Annotated in this window: 12 protein-coding genes; 8 read left to right on the top strand and 4 right to left on the bottom strand. The window is 59.2% G+C overall.

What is annotated here, in order from left to right:
* Nucleotides 1-24: 24 nt before the first annotated feature.
* The 4 genes from tssC (OOT55_RS16595) to tssA form a co-directional block, all read right to left on the bottom strand.
* Nucleotides 25-1,542: a type VI secretion system contractile sheath large subunit gene (tssC, locus tag OOT55_RS16595; protein WP_265366953.1), complete on the bottom strand. Its 1,518-nt coding sequence runs from the start codon at nucleotides 1,540-1,542 to the stop codon at nucleotides 25-27.
* 75 nt (nucleotides 1,543-1,617) lie between these two features.
* Nucleotides 1,618-3,108, bottom strand: coding sequence for a type VI secretion system contractile sheath large subunit (gene tssC, locus OOT55_RS16600; protein ID WP_265366954.1), 1,491 nt, complete (start codon nucleotides 3,106-3,108; stop codon nucleotides 1,618-1,620).
* Nucleotides 3,098-3,628: a type VI secretion system contractile sheath small subunit gene (gene tssB / locus OOT55_RS16605; protein WP_265366955.1), complete on the bottom strand. Its 531-nt coding sequence runs from the start codon at nucleotides 3,626-3,628 to the stop codon at nucleotides 3,098-3,100. The genes tssC (OOT55_RS16600) and tssB overlap by 11 nt, the downstream gene beginning before the upstream one ends.
* Nucleotides 3,629-3,684: 56 nt before the next feature.
* The gene (gene tssA / locus OOT55_RS16610) at nucleotides 3,685-4,794 is read right to left on the bottom strand and encodes a type VI secretion system protein TssA (RefSeq protein ID WP_265366956.1); all 1,110 of its coding nucleotides are present in this window, start codon (nucleotides 4,792-4,794) and stop codon (nucleotides 3,685-3,687) included.
* Between the two features lie 390 nt (nucleotides 4,795-5,184).
* Between tssA and tagH the strand changes: the two genes are divergently transcribed.
* The 8 genes from tagH (at nucleotide 5,185) to OOT55_RS16650 (ending at nucleotide 17,159) form a co-directional block, all read left to right on the top strand.
* Nucleotides 5,185-6,660 carry a type VI secretion system-associated FHA domain protein TagH gene (tagH, locus tag OOT55_RS16615; RefSeq protein ID WP_265366957.1) on the top strand — a complete coding sequence of 492 codons (1,476 nt, stop codon included), beginning with the start codon at nucleotides 5,185-5,187 and terminating at the stop codon, nucleotides 6,658-6,660.
* A gap of 43 nt (nucleotides 6,661-6,703) precedes the next feature.
* On the top strand, nucleotides 6,704-7,198 hold the full coding sequence (gene tssJ / locus OOT55_RS16620; protein ID WP_265366958.1) for a type VI secretion system lipoprotein TssJ: 495 nt from the start codon (nucleotides 6,704-6,706) through the stop codon (nucleotides 7,196-7,198).
* 42 nt (nucleotides 7,199-7,240) lie between these two features.
* Nucleotides 7,241-8,575: a type VI secretion system baseplate subunit TssK gene (tssK, locus tag OOT55_RS16625; protein WP_265366959.1), complete on the top strand. Its 1,335-nt coding sequence runs from the start codon at nucleotides 7,241-7,243 to the stop codon at nucleotides 8,573-8,575.
* A 29-nt stretch (nucleotides 8,576-8,604) separates the two neighbouring features.
* Nucleotides 8,605-9,501 (top strand): type IVB secretion system protein IcmH/DotU, encoded by an 897-nt coding sequence (gene icmH / locus OOT55_RS16630; RefSeq protein ID WP_265366960.1) that lies wholly within the window; start codon nucleotides 8,605-8,607, stop codon nucleotides 9,499-9,501.
* Between the two features lie 21 nt (nucleotides 9,502-9,522).
* Nucleotides 9,523-13,062: a type VI secretion system membrane subunit TssM gene (gene tssM / locus OOT55_RS16635; RefSeq protein ID WP_265366961.1), complete on the top strand. Its 3,540-nt coding sequence runs from the start codon at nucleotides 9,523-9,525 to the stop codon at nucleotides 13,060-13,062.
* Nucleotides 13,062-13,799 carry a type VI secretion system-associated protein TagF gene (tagF, locus tag OOT55_RS16640; RefSeq protein WP_265366962.1) on the top strand — a complete coding sequence of 246 codons (738 nt, stop codon included), beginning with the start codon at nucleotides 13,062-13,064 and terminating at the stop codon, nucleotides 13,797-13,799. The genes tssM and tagF overlap by 1 nt, the downstream gene beginning before the upstream one ends.
* On the top strand, nucleotides 13,792-14,610 hold the full coding sequence (locus OOT55_RS16645; protein ID WP_265366963.1) for a PP2C family protein-serine/threonine phosphatase: 819 nt from the start codon (nucleotides 13,792-13,794) through the stop codon (nucleotides 14,608-14,610). The genes tagF and OOT55_RS16645 overlap by 8 nt, the downstream gene beginning before the upstream one ends.
* 110 nt (nucleotides 14,611-14,720) lie before the next feature.
* A complete protein-coding gene (locus tag OOT55_RS16650) occupies nucleotides 14,721-17,159 on the top strand; it encodes a bifunctional serine/threonine-protein kinase/formylglycine-generating enzyme family protein (protein WP_265366964.1) in 2,439 nt (812 codons plus the stop codon).
* Nucleotide 17,160 lies beyond the last annotated feature (1 nt).

A 17,160-nucleotide genomic window follows, 5' to 3' on the forward strand; every position in this document is an offset into this window, starting at 1 on the left:
GGTTCCCTCTCTCCTTCAGGGCCGTCAGCCGGTTTGTACCAGCTCGGTGACCAATTCCAACTCCGAGACCATCTGGTCGATCTGGTAGTGAGGCACCAGGTGAATTTTGCACAGGTATTGCCCGGGCCGTTCCGGATGTTCTTCAACGTTCACGGCGGCTTCGCGCAGCGGGTAGCGGGCCTGCTCCTCCCACTCCAGATCCTCCCGTCCGGTGGTATAACGGAACAACCACTGGCGCAGAAACTGCTCGCATTCATCGGCGCTGATAAACGCCCCGATCTTGTCCCGGATCATGACCTTGATGTAATGGGCCACCCGTGAGCCACACAAGACGTGTTGCAGCATGGCAGACAGCCTGGCGTTGACGCCCTGGTTTGTGTCCCGAACAGGCCTCTGAATCGACGCATTGCTGTAGAACGCGGCAAACGGCGTCTGGTAACTCTGACACAGCGGGATCAACCCCAACTCGGCCAACTCCCGTTCACGCCGGTCCGTGATGATCACTTCGGTTAACGGTTTGGGGGCCAGAGCGGCGGGATCCGCGTCGAAGTGATCCACCGGCAGGGTGGTCACCAGTCCGCCTCCGATCTGATTGCGCGGAACGCCACGGATATGGCCAAACCAGCCGACATTGGCAAACTCGCGAATCAACACACCGGCAAAGGCGAAGCTGGCGCTGCCCCACAGGTAGCCATCTCCCTGGAGGCCGCCTTTTTCTTCCCGAAACGGCACGCCTTTGTAACTGCCTGCGGTGGTCCGATAGGGATGGCGCATCAGGGTTCTCGGGAGTGTCAGTCCAATGAAACGGGCGTCGGATTTTTCACGCAGTGCCCGCCAACGGACATACTCCTGTTGGGAAAAAATTGCCTCCAGATTGATCGGCTCGCCAAGCTTGGCAAAGTCGTCCAGGCCAAACAGCTCGGGCGAGGCACTGGCGATGAAGGGGGCGAACGCCGCCGCCGCGATTTGAGCCAGGCCCTCCAGCGTGGCGATGTCATCTTGTGGGTGGCGCGGCGACGGGCGGTGTGCCACCTGATAGTCGCCGATCAACACGCCAAAAGGCTCGCCTCCCGGATGACCGTATTCGTTACTGTAAATTTTCTGGAATAGTTGGCTCTGGTCAAAGTCCAGGGCTCGATCGATATCCCTGGCGACTTCAGACCAGGCAAGATCAAGCAGCTTGATCTTGATGTTGCGCGACCCCTCGGCCTGCAGTATCAGGTACCAGACGCCGCGCCATGCTGCTTCCAATGCCTGAAAACGCGGATGGTGGATGATGGCATTGATCTGTTGACTGATCAGGCGATCGATACGGGCGACGGTCCGATGCACCGCGATTTCAATGTCCAGTACGCTGCGCAGAGGGCCGTCTGGCCCCAGTTCTGACAGAAAGTAGGCGAGCGCGCGCTGTGGATTCTTTTCGGTCAGAAAGTCATCCAGTCCGGTCAGTTTCGGGGACCGTTCACACACGGCATCCAGGCGAGCGTCTGCCGGGAGATCCGTGGTTGAGGTAATCGATGGGGTGGCAAGGTAGTTTGACATTGCGTGCCAGAGAATCCGTTGAGAAGGACGAGCAATAGGGCGCGGATCCCTCCGCCGCCCTATCAGGCGATCGACTTAGCCTGCCTTGGGAATGTTGGCTACCAGGCGCAGAGAAGCGGTCAGCTCTTCCATCTGCAACCAGGGGCGCATCCAGGCCACGGCGTTGAACACGCCGGGTTGACCCGGGACTTCCTTGACCTCGACGTGAGCTTCGGCCAGAGGGAAGCGTGCTTTCATTTCGGCGCTGGCGCCGGGGCTGCCGTTCACGTAATTGCCGATCCAGCGATTGAGCCACTCTTCGGCTTCACCCGCTTCCATGAACGAGCCGACCTTGTCGCGAGCCATCACTTTCAGGAAGTGGGCGATGCGGGAGGTTGCCATGATGTACGGCAGACGGGCAGAAATCGCCGCGTTGGCACTCGCCTCGGGATCATCGAATCTGGGCGGCTTCTGTGCGGTCTGGGCCCCGAAAAATACCGCGTAGTCGGTATTTTTGTAGTGGCACAGCGGCAGAAAGCCCAGCTTGCTCAGCTCTGCCTCACGGCGGTCGGTAATGCCGATTTCGGTTGGACACTTCTGATCGACGTCACCATCATCACTGACAAAGGTATGGCTGGGCAGCCCATCGACGCGACCGCCCCCTTCGGCACCGCGAATGCTGGTGCACCAGCCGTACTCGGCAAAGGCTTTGGTCAGGGTGGTGCCCAGTGCGTAGGCGGCGTTCATCCAGCAATAGTCATCGTGCTCGGTGGCCCGATGTTTGCCGTCCTCACCCACCGGTACTTCTTCGTAGTTGAACGCCTCAATGGGTTTGGTCGACTGGCCGTAAGGCAGGCGAGCCAGTACCCGCGGCATGGTCAGAGTCACAAAGCGGGCATCATCACTTTCGCGGAAGCTGCGCCATTGAATGTACTCCGCCGAATCAAAAATCTTTTCCAGGTCGCGCGGTTTGGACAGTTCGGTATAGTTTTCAAAGCCGAACATCTGCGGTGCCGCAGCGGTCAGGAAGGGGCAGAACCCGGCGGCGGCCACGTTGGACATCTGGCTGAGCAGCGAGATGTCGTCCGGGTGAGAGGAAAACTCATAATCGCCGATCAGCGCGGAGTAGGGTTGACCGCCCGCGGTGCCGAATTCGCTTTCGTAGATTTTCTTGAAAATCTGGCTCTGGTCAAACTCCACGGCCTTTTCGAGATCCTTGGTCAGCTCTTTCTTGCTCAGGTTGAGCATGCGGATTTTGAGCTGGGAGCCGGTCTCGGAGTTCATCACCAGGTGGTTCAGTCCACGCCAGGAGCCTTCAAGCTTCTGGAATTTTTCATGGTGCATGATCTCCGACAGCTGCTGGGACATCAACTGGTCGACCGCCGCAATGGCGCGATTGATGGTAATGGTCAGGTTCTTGTCCCATTTTACCGTGCCGTTCATGGCTTCCTGAGTCAGGGTCTTGAGCAGATCCTGAGTCTCGTCCGCCGGAGTCTGTCGGGTCGCCGTAATCGCCTGCTCGAGAAAGCTGACTTCCTGTACTTCGGCTTCCGCCCGCTCCATTACCTGTTCTTCGTTATTCGCCATCTTTCGCTTCCTCCTTTTGCTCTGCACCCACTCCCAGCTCGCCGGACAGGGCGGCGAGTGCTTCGGTATCACTCAGTACACTTTCCAGCAGATTTTCCAGATCCTCGGATCGGTCTGCCTTGGTCAACAGGTCACGCAGTTTATTGCGGGTGTCCATCAGCTTGCGCAGCGGTTCGACCTGCTGCACGATCCGATGGGGCTCAAAGTCTTCCATCCGGTTGAAGTCGAGTTCGACCTTCATTTCGCTGCCATCATCTTCCAGCTTGTTGGCCACCTGGAATCCCAGCTTGGGGTTGACCTTGCCCATGATGTCGTTGAAGTTATCCCGATCAATCTGGGAAAACTTCCGGTCTTTCAGGGACTTCTTGGCCTCGGTGTTATCACCCGAGTAGTCCCCCATCACGCCCATGACAAAGGGCAACTCCTTCTCGGCGATCGTGCCGTTGGTTTCAACATCGTAGGTGATATGAACACGCGGCTTGCGCACGCGCTTGAGTTTGTCGTGGATACTGTCGGACATAATCCCTAATCCTCTGTCATTGGTTTGGTTGGTCGTCACTACTGCCTTTTACGGGGCTAATCCTCGGTGATTTCTACGCCCGTCAGCTCGCTGTAATGCGTGCGAGAACTCTCGTCTGGTATCAACTCCTGAATCAGTTCGTCCAGACGCATATTGCCCCACTTGACGGCTTTCTGAAGCAGGTAGGACACCGGGGAGTGGGGTTCGGTGGTGCGGAAAAATTCGGCAATCTCCCGAAGTTGACGGAAGGCCTCGTCGCGATCCAGCGCTTTTCGATTGGCAGGCGCGCTGGCGGGGGCGTCGGCCGTCCCGGTCGCGTCGACCGCCTCTGGCGCACTGTCTTCGGGGGCGGTCGCGGGAGATAGCTTGTCGCGCCCCAGATGGTTGACGGCACCGCGGCACTCTTCCAGAACCTCGAGAATATTGCGTGACGGGGGAGCAAGCTCAATACCACAGTGTTGATCCAGTAGGCTCTGGCAGGCACGGAAGTGCTCAATGGCCTGATCCAGATCTTCTCGCTGGTTCTGAAAGAAGGCGTCGTCTGATTCCCGAACGGCTTTCTCGATATCCCCCAGCCCATAACCGAGCTTGGCTTCTTTTGCCTGACGGGCGTCTTCATCGGCCAGCTTCTGAATGTCGAGTGCCTGCTGGTAGTGCCAGTAGCTGAAAGGGGCGGGGGGTTGTCCTTCCGTGATGGGAACGCGGCGGATCGGTGCGATCAGAACGCCCTCTGCTCCCTCACCGTTGAGTCCGGAGAGTGGCGCCACGCGAGTTTCCAGGCCGTCTTCGTCTGGTGTCGGGTAAAGGTTCTCCCAATGTTGTTCGACCAATCCGCGAATCAGTGCGAACGCATCGCGCAAGCCCTGAAAACCCTGTTTGCGTACCAGGGCTTCGGTGTACCAACTGGCGACTTCGAGGTCCTTGGCTTCTTCCCTGAGAAGTCTGGGTGCCAGGTTCAGTACTTCACGCCAATGGTGGTCGGCCTCCTGACTGTCGCCGTCGTGTACGGACTTGCGTTCCGCCGCTCGGGCGCTGGATCGTTCGCGCTTGAGTGTCTGGTAGGTGGAGTTCGGAGACGCACTGGTGCGAGGGTCTACACCTGTGGGTGTATCCTCAGCGATAGGGGCGAGTAACTCGTCGAGTTCAATGATATGGGGTGAAGCCATTGCCTGTCTTTCCCTATGGTGTTCTGCTGATTCCTGTCACTGCCGGCCTTGAGTCACATCGACTTTAACGGCTTTTTTTCCGGTCTGATGCAGACATTCCGCAAAGGAATGAAGGTAGTCCGTCACATAAATAAACATAACAATCCTTTGTTGGCTATTTGCTGGAGGTGAAGAAAGCTACCACAGCGCGATTAAAAAATTAACTGTTTACGAATCGAATGCCAAATATTTTTTTGTTCAGCGTCGAAAAATGTGACCGAGTGCAATATTTTTGATTCTGTTTCAAAAAAAATATGGTGTACAATCCGTTTCCATCACAGAATGGCCGGCGCATCGCAATGGTGTGGCCAAAGACGTAAAGAAAACGGATACTTTCGGGATGATAACGGAATGAACTTACAGCTAAGGATGATCAAAACGCCAGAAGGCGCCTCTCTTCCCCAACAGCAATTTTCATTCGATCAGCACGGCGGAACGATCGGGCGCGGTCCCGATAATCACTGGGTTCTGCCGGATCCCGACCGGATTCTGTCGGCTCGCCACTGTGAGTTTACAGTCGAACAGGGGCGCTTCCAGTTGATCGATCACAGTACCAACGGCACATTTATCAATGGCTCGTCAGAGCCTTTGGGCAAAGGCGTGGTGACGACGGTCAATCACGGTGATCAGGTTGAGATAGGCGATTACACGTTCGCGATCGACCTGTTGAATGCAGAGTCAGGTTCGGTCGATGTGTCGCCTTTTGCGGCGGCGCCCGCGCCAGAGGAACACTCCGCCACGCCTTTCTCCGTCGATGATCCCTTTGCCTGTGATCCCTTTGATGCCGGCCCCGTCGCCGATCCGTCTCGAGATTCGCTGGATCCTCTGCAGATGCTGGATGGAGCATCCGGTACCGAGCGCGAACCCTGGCAGCATGAACCCTCAGAATTGTCCCCCGGTCCTCGGGACGGCGCATTCTCCGATTCCGAGCCGAAGTGGCAGGATCCATCCGTTGATGCAATCAACTGGCCGGAAGCTCATCAGGAACAACTGATCCCCACCGACTGGCTGGAGCCCGCAGAGCGTGAGCCCGCATGGGTGGCCGCCCCTGAAGGGATGGATGCGCAACCCTGGGATGAACCCGCTGGGCATGACGGCAACGCGACACATGAAACACCCGGGCCTGTCGTCACTCCACAGCCCGGCAAGCGCTCAAACCCGGATCGCCCGGCTCCGGTCAATCGTACTGAATCTCGGGCGGTTTCGCCCGACCGGTCTGCCGCAGGTCCCATGCCACCCCGGACATCGGAGGCGCTATTTTCCGCTATGGGTGTGGACCTGGACCGGTTGAGCCCGGAAGCGCGAAGGGAACTGGAGCCGCTGATCGGCACCATGGTACGGGAGGTGATTGAGGGGTTGATGCAGGTGTTGCGCTCCCGGGCCAGCATCAAGAATGAGTTTCGGATGAATGTCACCACCATTCAACCCGTGGAGAACAATCCGCTCAAGTTCTCTGCCGATGTCGATGAAGCGTTAGAGAATATTTTTGTCCGTCAAAGCCAGGCGTACAAGGAGCCTTTGCAGGCTGTTCGCGAGGGGTTCCAGGAAATTGCGGAGCACCAGTTGGCGATGATCTCCGGTATGCGTCGGGCGTTTGAACATATGTTCAAGGAGTTTGACCCGGATCGTCTGGAGACCAATGCGAACAGTCAACAAAAACCCAGTGTCATGCCGCCGTTACGCAAGGCACGCTATTGGGACAACTACCGCGCGCACTACCAGGGACTGAGCGACAATATGGAGCGCTCTTTTCAGCAGATTTTCGGTGACGAATTCGTTCAGGCGTATCAGGATCAGTTGCGTCGCCTGTCGGCGCTGCGCCCCTGAGAGGCTCCGGGATGCTCGGCCGGTAACGACAGGAGACATGATTATGGAACGGTTTGCCCCACTTCGTAGGTTTCTCCCGGCTTTGCTGGTGTGTGGGTTGGCGGCCTGTGCGAATCAGGAAAGCCGCGTCGGGGGAATGCTCAAGTTGCAGACCGATGTCAGGCTGTCCATTGACGCGCACGCGGACATCAATCCCGATCACAGCAACGAGCCCGCGCCGGTGGTGCTGAGGCTCTACGAGCTGACCGCCGAACAGGCGTTTGCTGACGCTGACTTTGTTCGCCTGTATGAGCGTGACTCGGCCGTGCTCGGCGATACGTTGGTACGTCGGCGCCAGCTACCCGGTGTGGCTCCCGGCGAGACCCGGAATCGCGAATTGGTGCTTGATGCGAAAACGCGCTATGTCGGGATCATGGCCGAGTTCTACCAGTACGAGCGCGCCGCCTACAAAGTCGTCGTTCCCGTTACCGCGCGCAACGTGTTCAGGGAAGTCATCAAACTGAAAATCTCGGGTAACCAGTTGTCAGTGCTGAACTGATCGGACCCACAATGAATCGGCAACAGATAGGGAAGATAGACTATGTCGTTGAGCAGCAAGGTCATCTGGTCCGAGGGAATGTTTCTGAACCCTCAGCACTTCCAGCAGTACGACCGCTACGTCGAACGTTACATTGATGCCAAGTGCAGCGCCCTCGGCGCCTATGCCTGGGGGCTGCAGACGATGGAACTGGACCAGGAGCTGCTCAAGTTGGGCAAGCTGTCGGTGTCCCGGGGTCGGGGTGTGTTCCCCGATGGTACTCCATTCAATTTCCCTGAAGTGGATGATGCCCCCGGGGTGCTCGAGGTTCCCGAGGGCGCCCACAGTACGCTGGTGTATCTTGCGGTGCCGGTTCGTCGGCCGGGTGCGGTGGACGTTTCCCGGGAAGACGATGCACAGGCCCTGGCCCGCTATTACGTGTCGGAAGTCAGTGCACGGGATGTCACCTCGGATGGTGGAGATACCCGCCCCGTGGATGTGGGCAAGCTCCGTTTACGCCTGATGCTCGAATCCGAGGATCTCAGCGGGTATGCCTGCATTGGCGTACTGCGCATCGCGGAGGTGCGCGATGACCACAACGTGCTGCTCGATGAGCAGTACTTGCCGACCTGTCTCGATTGTACGGCCGCCCCCAGGCTCGCGGGCTTTCTGCCCGAGTTGTCCGGGATGCTGCATCATCGGGGCGAGGCGATTGCCGGCCGACTGGCGGATGCCCGACGGGGGGGAACGGCGGAGATAGCCGACTATATGATGCTGCAGATGATCAACCGCTATGAGCCCCTGATCGCCCATCTGGCTTCGGTGCGCAATCTGCACCCTCTGGCGCTGTTTCAGCAACTGCTGCTGGTGGCGGGAGAGCTGTCCACCTTTGTCGCCAGGGAGAAGCGGCCACCGGAGTTTGCGCCGTATCGACACGATCAATTGCAGGAAACGTTTTTGCCCCTGATGACCACCCTGCGCAGCTACCTGTCGATGGTGTACGAGCAGACCGCCATCGGGCTGCCTCTTGAGGAAAAGAAATACGGTATCCGCGTGGGCACCATTCCCGATCGCTCGCTGCTTTCATCGGCAGCGTTTGTACTGGCGGTGCGAGCGGATATCGCCGAGGAAACCTTGCGCTCGCGTCTGCCGGCGCAGATCAAGGTGGGTCCGGTGGAGCGTATCCGGCAGTTGGTTAACGCGGCCATGCCGGGTATTGCCATCAAACCCTTGCCTGTGGCGCCGCGGCAGATTCCCTACCGTTCGGGATATGCCTACTTCGAGTTGGATCAGCACAGCGCCTTCTGGCGGGAAATGGCCAACTCGGGCGGTTTTGCGTTGCACGTAGGCGGAGACTTCCCCGGCCTGGAAATGGAGTTCTGGGCGATTCGCCAATAGCGATCGCCTCTCGACATTGAGGAGCACTCATGGATTCGCCGGACAAAACGGTATTTCGTCAGCCTCGCCCCGGTGGCGATCGCACCCGAATGAAACCAGACTTGATCACCCCGCGCGCTGCAGCCGGAACACCGGAGCCGCGCGCGCCTTCATGGGTTGAGTCGCCCGCGTCACCCTCAGCGGTGGATCTGCCCCCTGAGCCTCTGGTTGCCGGTCGGGGGCTCAATCCACTGGTCAGCTCCGCCAATACTCTACTGCTGGTATTTGGCAAGGTCCGTCAGTCGGCACGCCACACGGACGTGCGCAGTCTGTATCGCCAGTTGACCCAGTCGATCCGGGAGTTCGAAGTGGATGCCCGGGACCGGGGCTACCCACCGGAAATTGTATTGGCGGCCCGTTATGTACTCTGTTCGGTTCTGGATGAGGCAGTGCTCAATACCCCCTGGGGCAGCGATAGTCCCTGGGCGCAGCGGACCCTGCTCAGCGCGTTTCACAATGAGACCTCCGGAGGCGAAAAATTTTTTCAGATCCTGCAGCGCATGAACCAGACCCCGTCCCAGAACCTGGACATGTTGGAGTTGATGTATTTGTGCCTGAGCCTGGGGTTCGAAGGGCGCTACCGTCTGGCGAGCCGCGGGCGCGATGCATTGGAGCAGATCAAAGACGAGCTCTACCGGACCATCCGCCGGTATCGCGGCGAGCACGAACGTGCTCTGTCGCCACGCTGGCAGGGGCTCGGCCGAACGTCATCGACACTGGGAGAGTCGATTCCGCTGTGGATATGGGGTGCGGCGGTGGCGTTGCTTCTGGTGTTGATCTTTTCCGGCTTCCGGTATTGGCTTTACACCAGTTCCAACCCCGTTGTGGAACAGCTCGACACCGTCCATGAGCAGATTGAAACCTTCTCCAGGGATTCGTTTGAGTAGACCAACAGGGAACCGATGGTAATGATGAAGCGGATTAAAAATGCCTTGCTCCACCCGGTCACCTTATCGCTATTGGGTGTCCTGATTCTGGCGCTTCTGGTCTGGTTTGGCGGGCCTTTGATCAAGTTTGGCGATGATAACGCGGCGCCTCTGGCCAGCAACACCACCCGACTGTTGGTCATTCTGGTGTTACTGGTGCTATGGGGGCTGAATAACCTGCGACTGCAATGGCGTGATCGCCAGCAGAATCAGGCGATGGTGGACGACATTCAGCAGAGCCAGGCCAATGCGTCGGACTATGTCAGTAGCCAGGCGGCCGAGGATGTCCAACAGATTCAGCAGCGCTTTTTTGAAGCGCTGGCCGTGCTTCGGCGACGTCGATTTCGGGGCCGTGCCAACAAGAGCCGGGCACTGTATGAGCTGCCCTGGTACATCATGGTGGGGCCGCCCGGTGCGGGCAAAACCACAGCGCTGGTGAACTCCGGGCTGGAGTTTCCCCTGGCCGAAAAGTTTGGTGCCGGGGCGCTGCAGGGTGTTGGCGGAACCCGACACTGTGATTGGTGGTTTACCAATGATGCCGTGCTGGTGGACACTGCGGGACGTTACACGACCCAGGACAGTCACCGGGTCGTGGACAGTTCGGCCTGGGAAGGATTTCTGGGGCTCCTGAAAAAGCACCGCCGTCGCCGACCGATCAACGGCGTGATTGTCTCAATCAGCGTGCAGGATTTACTCACCCAGACCGAAGAAGAGCGCGCACGTCATGCCCGCACCATTCGCACCCGCATCGATGAGTTGATGAGCAAGCTGGAGGTGCGCTTTCCCGTCTATCTCATGTTTACCAAGTCGGATTTGATCGCGGGCTTCAATGAATTTTTCGAAGACCTGGGCAAAGACGAACGCGAACAAGTGTGGGGCCTCAGCCTGCCACGCGCTGGCTCAATGGAGTCGGCCCCGGATTTTGAGTTTATTGACGCCGAGCTTCGTCAACTGGAGGCTCGACTTTATGAGCGCCTGATCTGGCGACTTCATCAGGAGCGCGATCCCCAGCGTCGGACGGCCATCGAACATTTCCCGCCCCAATTTGAACAACTCAATCGCCTGGTCAAAGGGTTTGTCGAGCAGACCTTTGCCCCGAATCGCTATCGTTACCAGCCGTTGTTGCGCGGGGTCTATTACTCAAGCGGCACCCAGGATGGCACGCCGATTGATCGCCTGGTCAGTACTGTGTCGGCACAGTTCGGGTTTGGGCGCGAACAGGCCGTACCGGGTGTGAATCGGGGCAAGGGGTTCTTTCTGGGACGGCTCTTTCAGGATGTGATTTTTCCGGAATCTGAACTGGTGGGCACCAATCCGCGCTACGAACGCTGGCGGCAGTGGGGGCGGCGTTCGGCTTACGCGGCTCTGGCAGGCAGTGCCGTAGGTCTGGTGATGGTGTGGACCGGCAGTGTCAGTCGCCACGCCTCTGATATGGAGGATGTCCGCACGCACCTGTCCCGGTTCGAGCAGCTACAAAGGGAGTCTTATGGCCCGGCAGTCCCCCGAACGCACCTGCCGGCACTGACTGCCCTGGCGCAGGCCAGCTCTGTGTACGATCGGGACGCGCACCCGGTACTGACCGGCGTCGGCCTCTACGACGGACGCATCGATGAACGCGCCGATCAGGCGTATCAGCGTTATCTGCGCGGCCCATTCACTCAGGCATTGTTGCGAGAGCTGGAGCAGGGGCTGCTGGACACCGAAGATGATCTGCAGTTGTACAACCGGTTCCGGGTGTACCAGATGTTCGGGGATACCTCGCGTATGGAACCTTCGCAGGTTGTTGAGTGGTTTACCCACCGGTGGGCCACCACTCTGGAGCGGGAGGCTCAGACCTCATTGCGTCAACATCTGGAGGACTTGCTGACGCTGGAGCTGACGGATCAGGCGCTGAACCGGCCGCTGGCTCGAACGGTGGCCCAGCGCCTACTGCAGGTCCCGGTCGCCCAGCGAGTCTATAACCGGATTCAGAGCGAGCCGGAATATCAACGTCCGGTTGACCTTCGGGCTCAATACGGCAATCAGTTGACCGCGGTATTTGAATTACCGGTGAACGCCCGGGATGCGATTCAGGTGCCCTGGATGTTCACCCGCGAAGGCTACAAGTCCATCGACCTCTCGCCACGATCGCCGGTGCTGCGTGAGCTGGTCAATGACCGCTGGATATTTGAGAGCCTGGAACAGAGCACCCAGACCATGGCCGAGGACGATCTCGGGGAACTGAGCGAGCGGGTGAACGAACTGTATTTGCGCGACTATATTCGCACCTGGGTGGGCGTGCAGCAGGCACTTTCCATTGATTCTTTCGCCAGCCTCAATCAGGGCAGCGAGCGGTTGGCGCGTGCGGCGGACCCACTGTACTCGCCCCTCTTGCGGGTACTGGAGGTCAGCGCCGCGCAGACGCAGTTGACCAACCCCGAGCTCAAGGAAAAGGTGGCCGGAGCGGGCCGTAGTCAGCGGACCAGTATTGCGGCCGGTTTGATTGCCTCGCAAATGGACTCCACTGAAGTGGATCGGCATTTCAGTGAGCTGCATCGGTTGATGGCGGGTGATGCCGGACAGGCACCCATTCATGCGGTGCTTGGGGAGGTGCGCAAGCTGAGTGATTTCGTACAGGACATCCGGATGTCGCCGGACCCCCAACGACGGGCGTTCGAAATTGCCCGCGCGCGCTTTGCCGATGGTCAGGGCAACCCGGCGAGTCAATTGCGGAGCTATGCGCGCAACCTGCCCCAGCCCCTGGAACAGTGGCTCAACGGCCTGTCACGGGAAACCTGGCGGAGTATTCTGGTTGAAGCCCGAGGGCATGTCGTCAACGAGTGGCAGGCCCAGGTGTATCAGCCGTATCAGCGCATGGCGGCGGGCCGTTACCCGCTGGTGGGCGGCGTGGATGCGGAAATGTCACTGTACGACTTCAGTGAATTCTTCAAACCGGGCGGGCTGCACGAGCGTTTTGTGCAGCAGTATATCGAGCCGTTTGTTCAGACCCGGGGCCAGTGGCACAACCGGCAGGTGGATGGTTACGGCCTGGGGCTTTCGGCCAGTGCCTTGGCACAGATCCGTCACGGGCAGGCGATCACCGAACTGATGTTCCGCTCGGGCGAGTCCTCCCCGCGACTGAGTCTGGAGTTCAAACCGCAAGACCTGACCAAAGACAATGCCCGCTTTGTTCTTGATATGGGTGACCAGACCCTGTCGTACAGCCACGGGCCCAAGTTCTGGCGTCGGGTTGATTGGTCTGGTGATCAGGCGGAACGCCGGCTGCGTCTGGTGTTTGAAAAGGTCAACGGGGGCGCCAGTGATCGGGTGTACCAGGGGCCCTGGGCCTGGTTCCGCGCGCTGGACGATGCTCAGGTGCAGAAAACGTCTCGCTCGGATGTCTTCCACCTGACGTTCTCCAGCGCAGCCCCGGGCGCCGGTGCGGATCGGAATACGATGGTGTATGAGGTGCGCACCCAAAGCGTCGACAATCTGTTGACCAATAATCCCCTGCGCCGATACCAGTGTCCGGAGGTGCTGTGATGAGTGCCAATGGCGTTGTTGGTTTTTTTGGAAAGCTGCCAGCCCACGGCGATTTCATTCACCGCGGGCTGCCATCGCAGTGCGTCAATATCTGGGATGATTGGCTGCAATCGGTGATCGCTGCGACCCAGGAACAGTTGGGCGAGCACTGGCTGGATGTGTATCTTACCAGCCCCATCTGGCGGTTTGCGTTGTCTCCGGGCGTGTTGGACGGCCAGCTTTGGGCCGGAATTTCGCTGCCCAGCGTGGATCGGGTCGGTCGTTACTTTCCGTTCACCATCCTGGGCTCCGCACCGTCCAACATACCGGCCACGGTAGCGTTGACCGTCGCCGATGCCTGGTACGAGTCGCTGGAGTCTGTTGCCCTGGCCGCGCTCGACGGGCAGATTCAGATCGATTCACTGGCGGCCCGTATTCAGTCCAGTCCCCTGTTGGTCGGTGCGGAGTACACCCGACTGCCGTCCGGCTCGGGCGCTGATCGTATCGTCACACTTCATGACGAGCGGACCGGACCTGAGCAGGTCTATCCCTACCTGTTGGATACGGCCCTGTCGGCAACCATGCCGAGCTACAGCATCTGGTCCACCCGGGGTTCTGATCGGGTCGAGCCCTGTGTCGCCACGGCGCGGGGGTTGCCGGCAGTTGCAGGGGTGGCCGCCATGTATACGGGGCAGTGGCGGGACTGGCAGTGGGAGCAGCCGTTCGCACCGTGCCCCAGGGAGCTCACGGATGCTTGATACCGAGACCCGGCCGCAACCGGTTGATACCACGTATCGGCGCCCCATTCACTGGCGCTGCCAGCATGCGACTCATGCCGGCGCGGTGCGCAAGCTCAATGAAGACGCGGTGTTTACGTGCGCTGATCAAAACCACTGGGCCGTGGCGGATGGCATGGGTGGTCACGAAGTGGGCGACCTGGCCAGTCGGGAAATCGTCCAGGGACTGGCCCAACTGCGTTTGCCCGAGGCGTTGGCTGAGTCGGTGGACCGGGTCGAAGACTGTCTGCAGGGGGTGAATCAGGGGTTGCAGAACTATGCCCGAATGGAACTCGACGGCGCCACGATCGGGAGCACACTGGTGCACCTGATGATCCGCGGTCGTATCGGGGTGGTGCTCTGGGCGGGGGACTCCCGTTTGTACCGTTTTCGCAACGGTGCACTCACGCAATTGAGCCGGGATCATAGCCAGGTAGAAGACATGGTGGCCATGGGCCTGATCAATCGCGAGCAGGCCCGCGTGCATGAGTGTAGCAACGTGATTACTCGCGCGGTCGGCGTGGAAGAGCATCTGCAACTGGATATGCGCCTGTTTGATGTGCAACTCGGTGACCTGTTTCTGCTGTGCAGCGACGGGCTCCACGGCGTGATTGAAACCGAGACCATCGCCGGAATTCTGGCCGATCGCGATCCGGGCATCTGTGCCCAGGCGTTGATTGATGTCGCCTTGCGTGCAGGAGCGCCGGATAACGTCTCAGTCGTGGTGATCAAAGGCGAGCCCGGCAAGGTGGGCAGTTCCAGCGGACGGCAATGCGCTCAACGGGATAATTGAGTCAGGAAGATGGGAAGGACATGACTGAAACCAGGGAACCTAGAACGCGGATCGCGCCGTGCGAAAACGTCACACCCGATACGACCGTGTATACCCCACGGAACCGATCGGTGGAGAGTACTGCTACGGGCGATAAAACACGCTATCAGGCGCCGCCGCGTCGGCGTGGCTCGGATGCCACACTGGTTGATCCGAATCCGCCTACCGTCGTGGCCAGGCCCGCGAAATCGAAGGCGGTCGCTTCCCCGAAACGTCCCTCGGGTCATCATGGCCTACTGAAACGTCGGTTTTTGCTGGAGGACATTCTGGGTGCCGGTGGCATGGGGGTAGTCTACAAAGCCAAGGACCGGCTGAAAATCGAGGCCCAGGATCGTGACCCCTATGTCGCGATCAAGGTGTTGAGCGACGAGTTCAAGGCCCACCCGGAAGCGTTCATCGCCTTGCAGAGAGAGTCGCGTAAAACTCAGCGTATCGCGCATCCGAACATCGTTAATGTGCACGATTTCGACCGGGATGGCGACACGGTTTTCATGACCATGGAGTTTCTCGATGGCAAGCCGTTGGACAAGTTGCTATCCCAGTATCGTTCCACCGGATTGCCCCGAGAAGACTGTCTGAAAATTCTTGAAGGCGTGTGTTCCGCATTGATCTATGCCCATGCGGAAAACATCATTCACTCGGACCTGAAACCGGGCAACATCTTTGTAACCCACCGGGGCATTCCCAAGGTGTTTGACTTTGGTATTGCCCGTGCGGTGGCCAAGGCCGAACGGTCTGACGATGCGGAAGAGGATAAAACGATTTTTGATGCGGGAAACCTCGGCGCTCTGACGCCCGCCTACGCGAGCCTGGAGATGCTTGAGGGCGCCCCACCCGATGCGCGTGATGACCTTTATGCCCTCGGGTGCATCGCCTATGAGCTCTTTGCCGGTGAGCACCCGTTCAACCGGGTGCATGCCGACGAGGCGGCCCGTCAGAAACTCAAACCGAAACGTCTTGTGGGCATTCCCAAAAGCCAGTGGCGAGCGATTGAACACTGTCTGGCTTTTCGCCGAGAGGATCGGGTGGCCTCGGTTCAGGCGTTCTGGGATGCCTTCGTGCATCGGAAAGTGGCGATCGCCAAATACGCGATCGGAGCGCTGATTGTGGTGACGTCAATGGCGACCGCCGCATATCAATATCGGGATCAGTGGATTCCACAGTTCTCCGAGCAGGATGTGCGGTTGGAAATTGAGCAGCGACTCCGGCTGGAAATGAAGCAGAACGAATTGACCGAACTGTTGGCAACAATGACCTTTTCGGCCGAATGGGAACGTCAGCTCTGGCAGAGCTATACCGATTTGCAGCAACTGCTGGGGAAGAATGATCAGTGGCTGGAAGGTCAGCGTGCGTCCATTTACAGGGCGTATCTCGAAAAAATTGATAAAGAAATTGAAGCCGGCGCTCTGGAGCAGGCCCGTGCCCGGCTGACCAATGCCCGACGCTACAGCGATGACGAAGCGGCGCTCGACCGTCTGTCTGCACAGATAGGCAGCGCCCTCAAGCGGGCGAGGCTTGAAGCAGAACAACAGGCCGAGGCACGCCGAGCGGCGCAGGCTCTGGCGCAGGAACAGGCACGCAAGCAGGCGGTTCAGGAAAAAGTCAATCGCGAGTTCGATAATGCACTGGCCAACGTTGATCGGCAACTCGCCTGCCGACAGCAGCTGCATATGGATGACTTGGCCATTGCCATCAACAAGTTGCGAGAGTTGGACCCGGGCCGATATCAGCGTGAGGAAAGCCGGGTGATCGGAGCGTTGGCATCCTGCATCGAAACCATTGGCGCTCGCTTCCCCGACCGGGCCCAGACGTTCAAGCAGCATGCCATGCAGATTTTTCCGCGCAGTGCCGCCATTGCCGGCATCGCCATAGAACCCAAAGACCCCTGTGATGCCTCTCTGGCCGGAATGGGTAGCCGAGGCCCACGTGCGGGCTGTCGGGATACCTTGCCGGGCGCGGGTCTCGGTCCGGACATGGTGGTGGTTCCCGGGTTTGCGGGCCGACCGGCTTACGCCATCGGTCGTGAGGAGGTGACCGTTGGGGATTTCAATCGCTTCTGTCGCGCATCAGGGTGTGAGTTACGGGAGGAGCAATCCCGGGACAGACCCGTCACCGACATCCCTATTGAGCAGGCGCGGACTTACGCCCGTTGGCTGTCCGAGCAGACCGGCTACCGTTACCGGCTGCCGACCTACGAGGAGTGGCGTCATGCCGCCCGAGCGGACGGCGCCGAGCCGGACCCGAACCGCAACTGTCTGTTCTCCTCCAGGGGTATTCAACGTGGCGGCTCCTTGGTCAAAGCCAGCGTGGGCGGGCAGAACCGCTGGGGCCTGGTGAATCATCTGGGCAATGCTCAGGAATGGGTGCTCAGCGGGGGAGCGCTCTCGGTTGCCGGGGGGCACTACGATACGCCGATGGAAGAATGTCAGGTGAGCTGGCAGAAAGCACACGATGGCCGCCCGGACACCTATACCGGTCTGCGCTTGGTCAGACAGCTTAAAAACCGCTAAG

It is taken from the genome of Marinimicrobium sp. C6131 (genome assembly GCF_026153455.1).
In the GTDB taxonomy this organism is placed as follows: domain Bacteria; phylum Pseudomonadota; class Gammaproteobacteria; order Pseudomonadales; family Cellvibrionaceae; genus Marinimicrobium.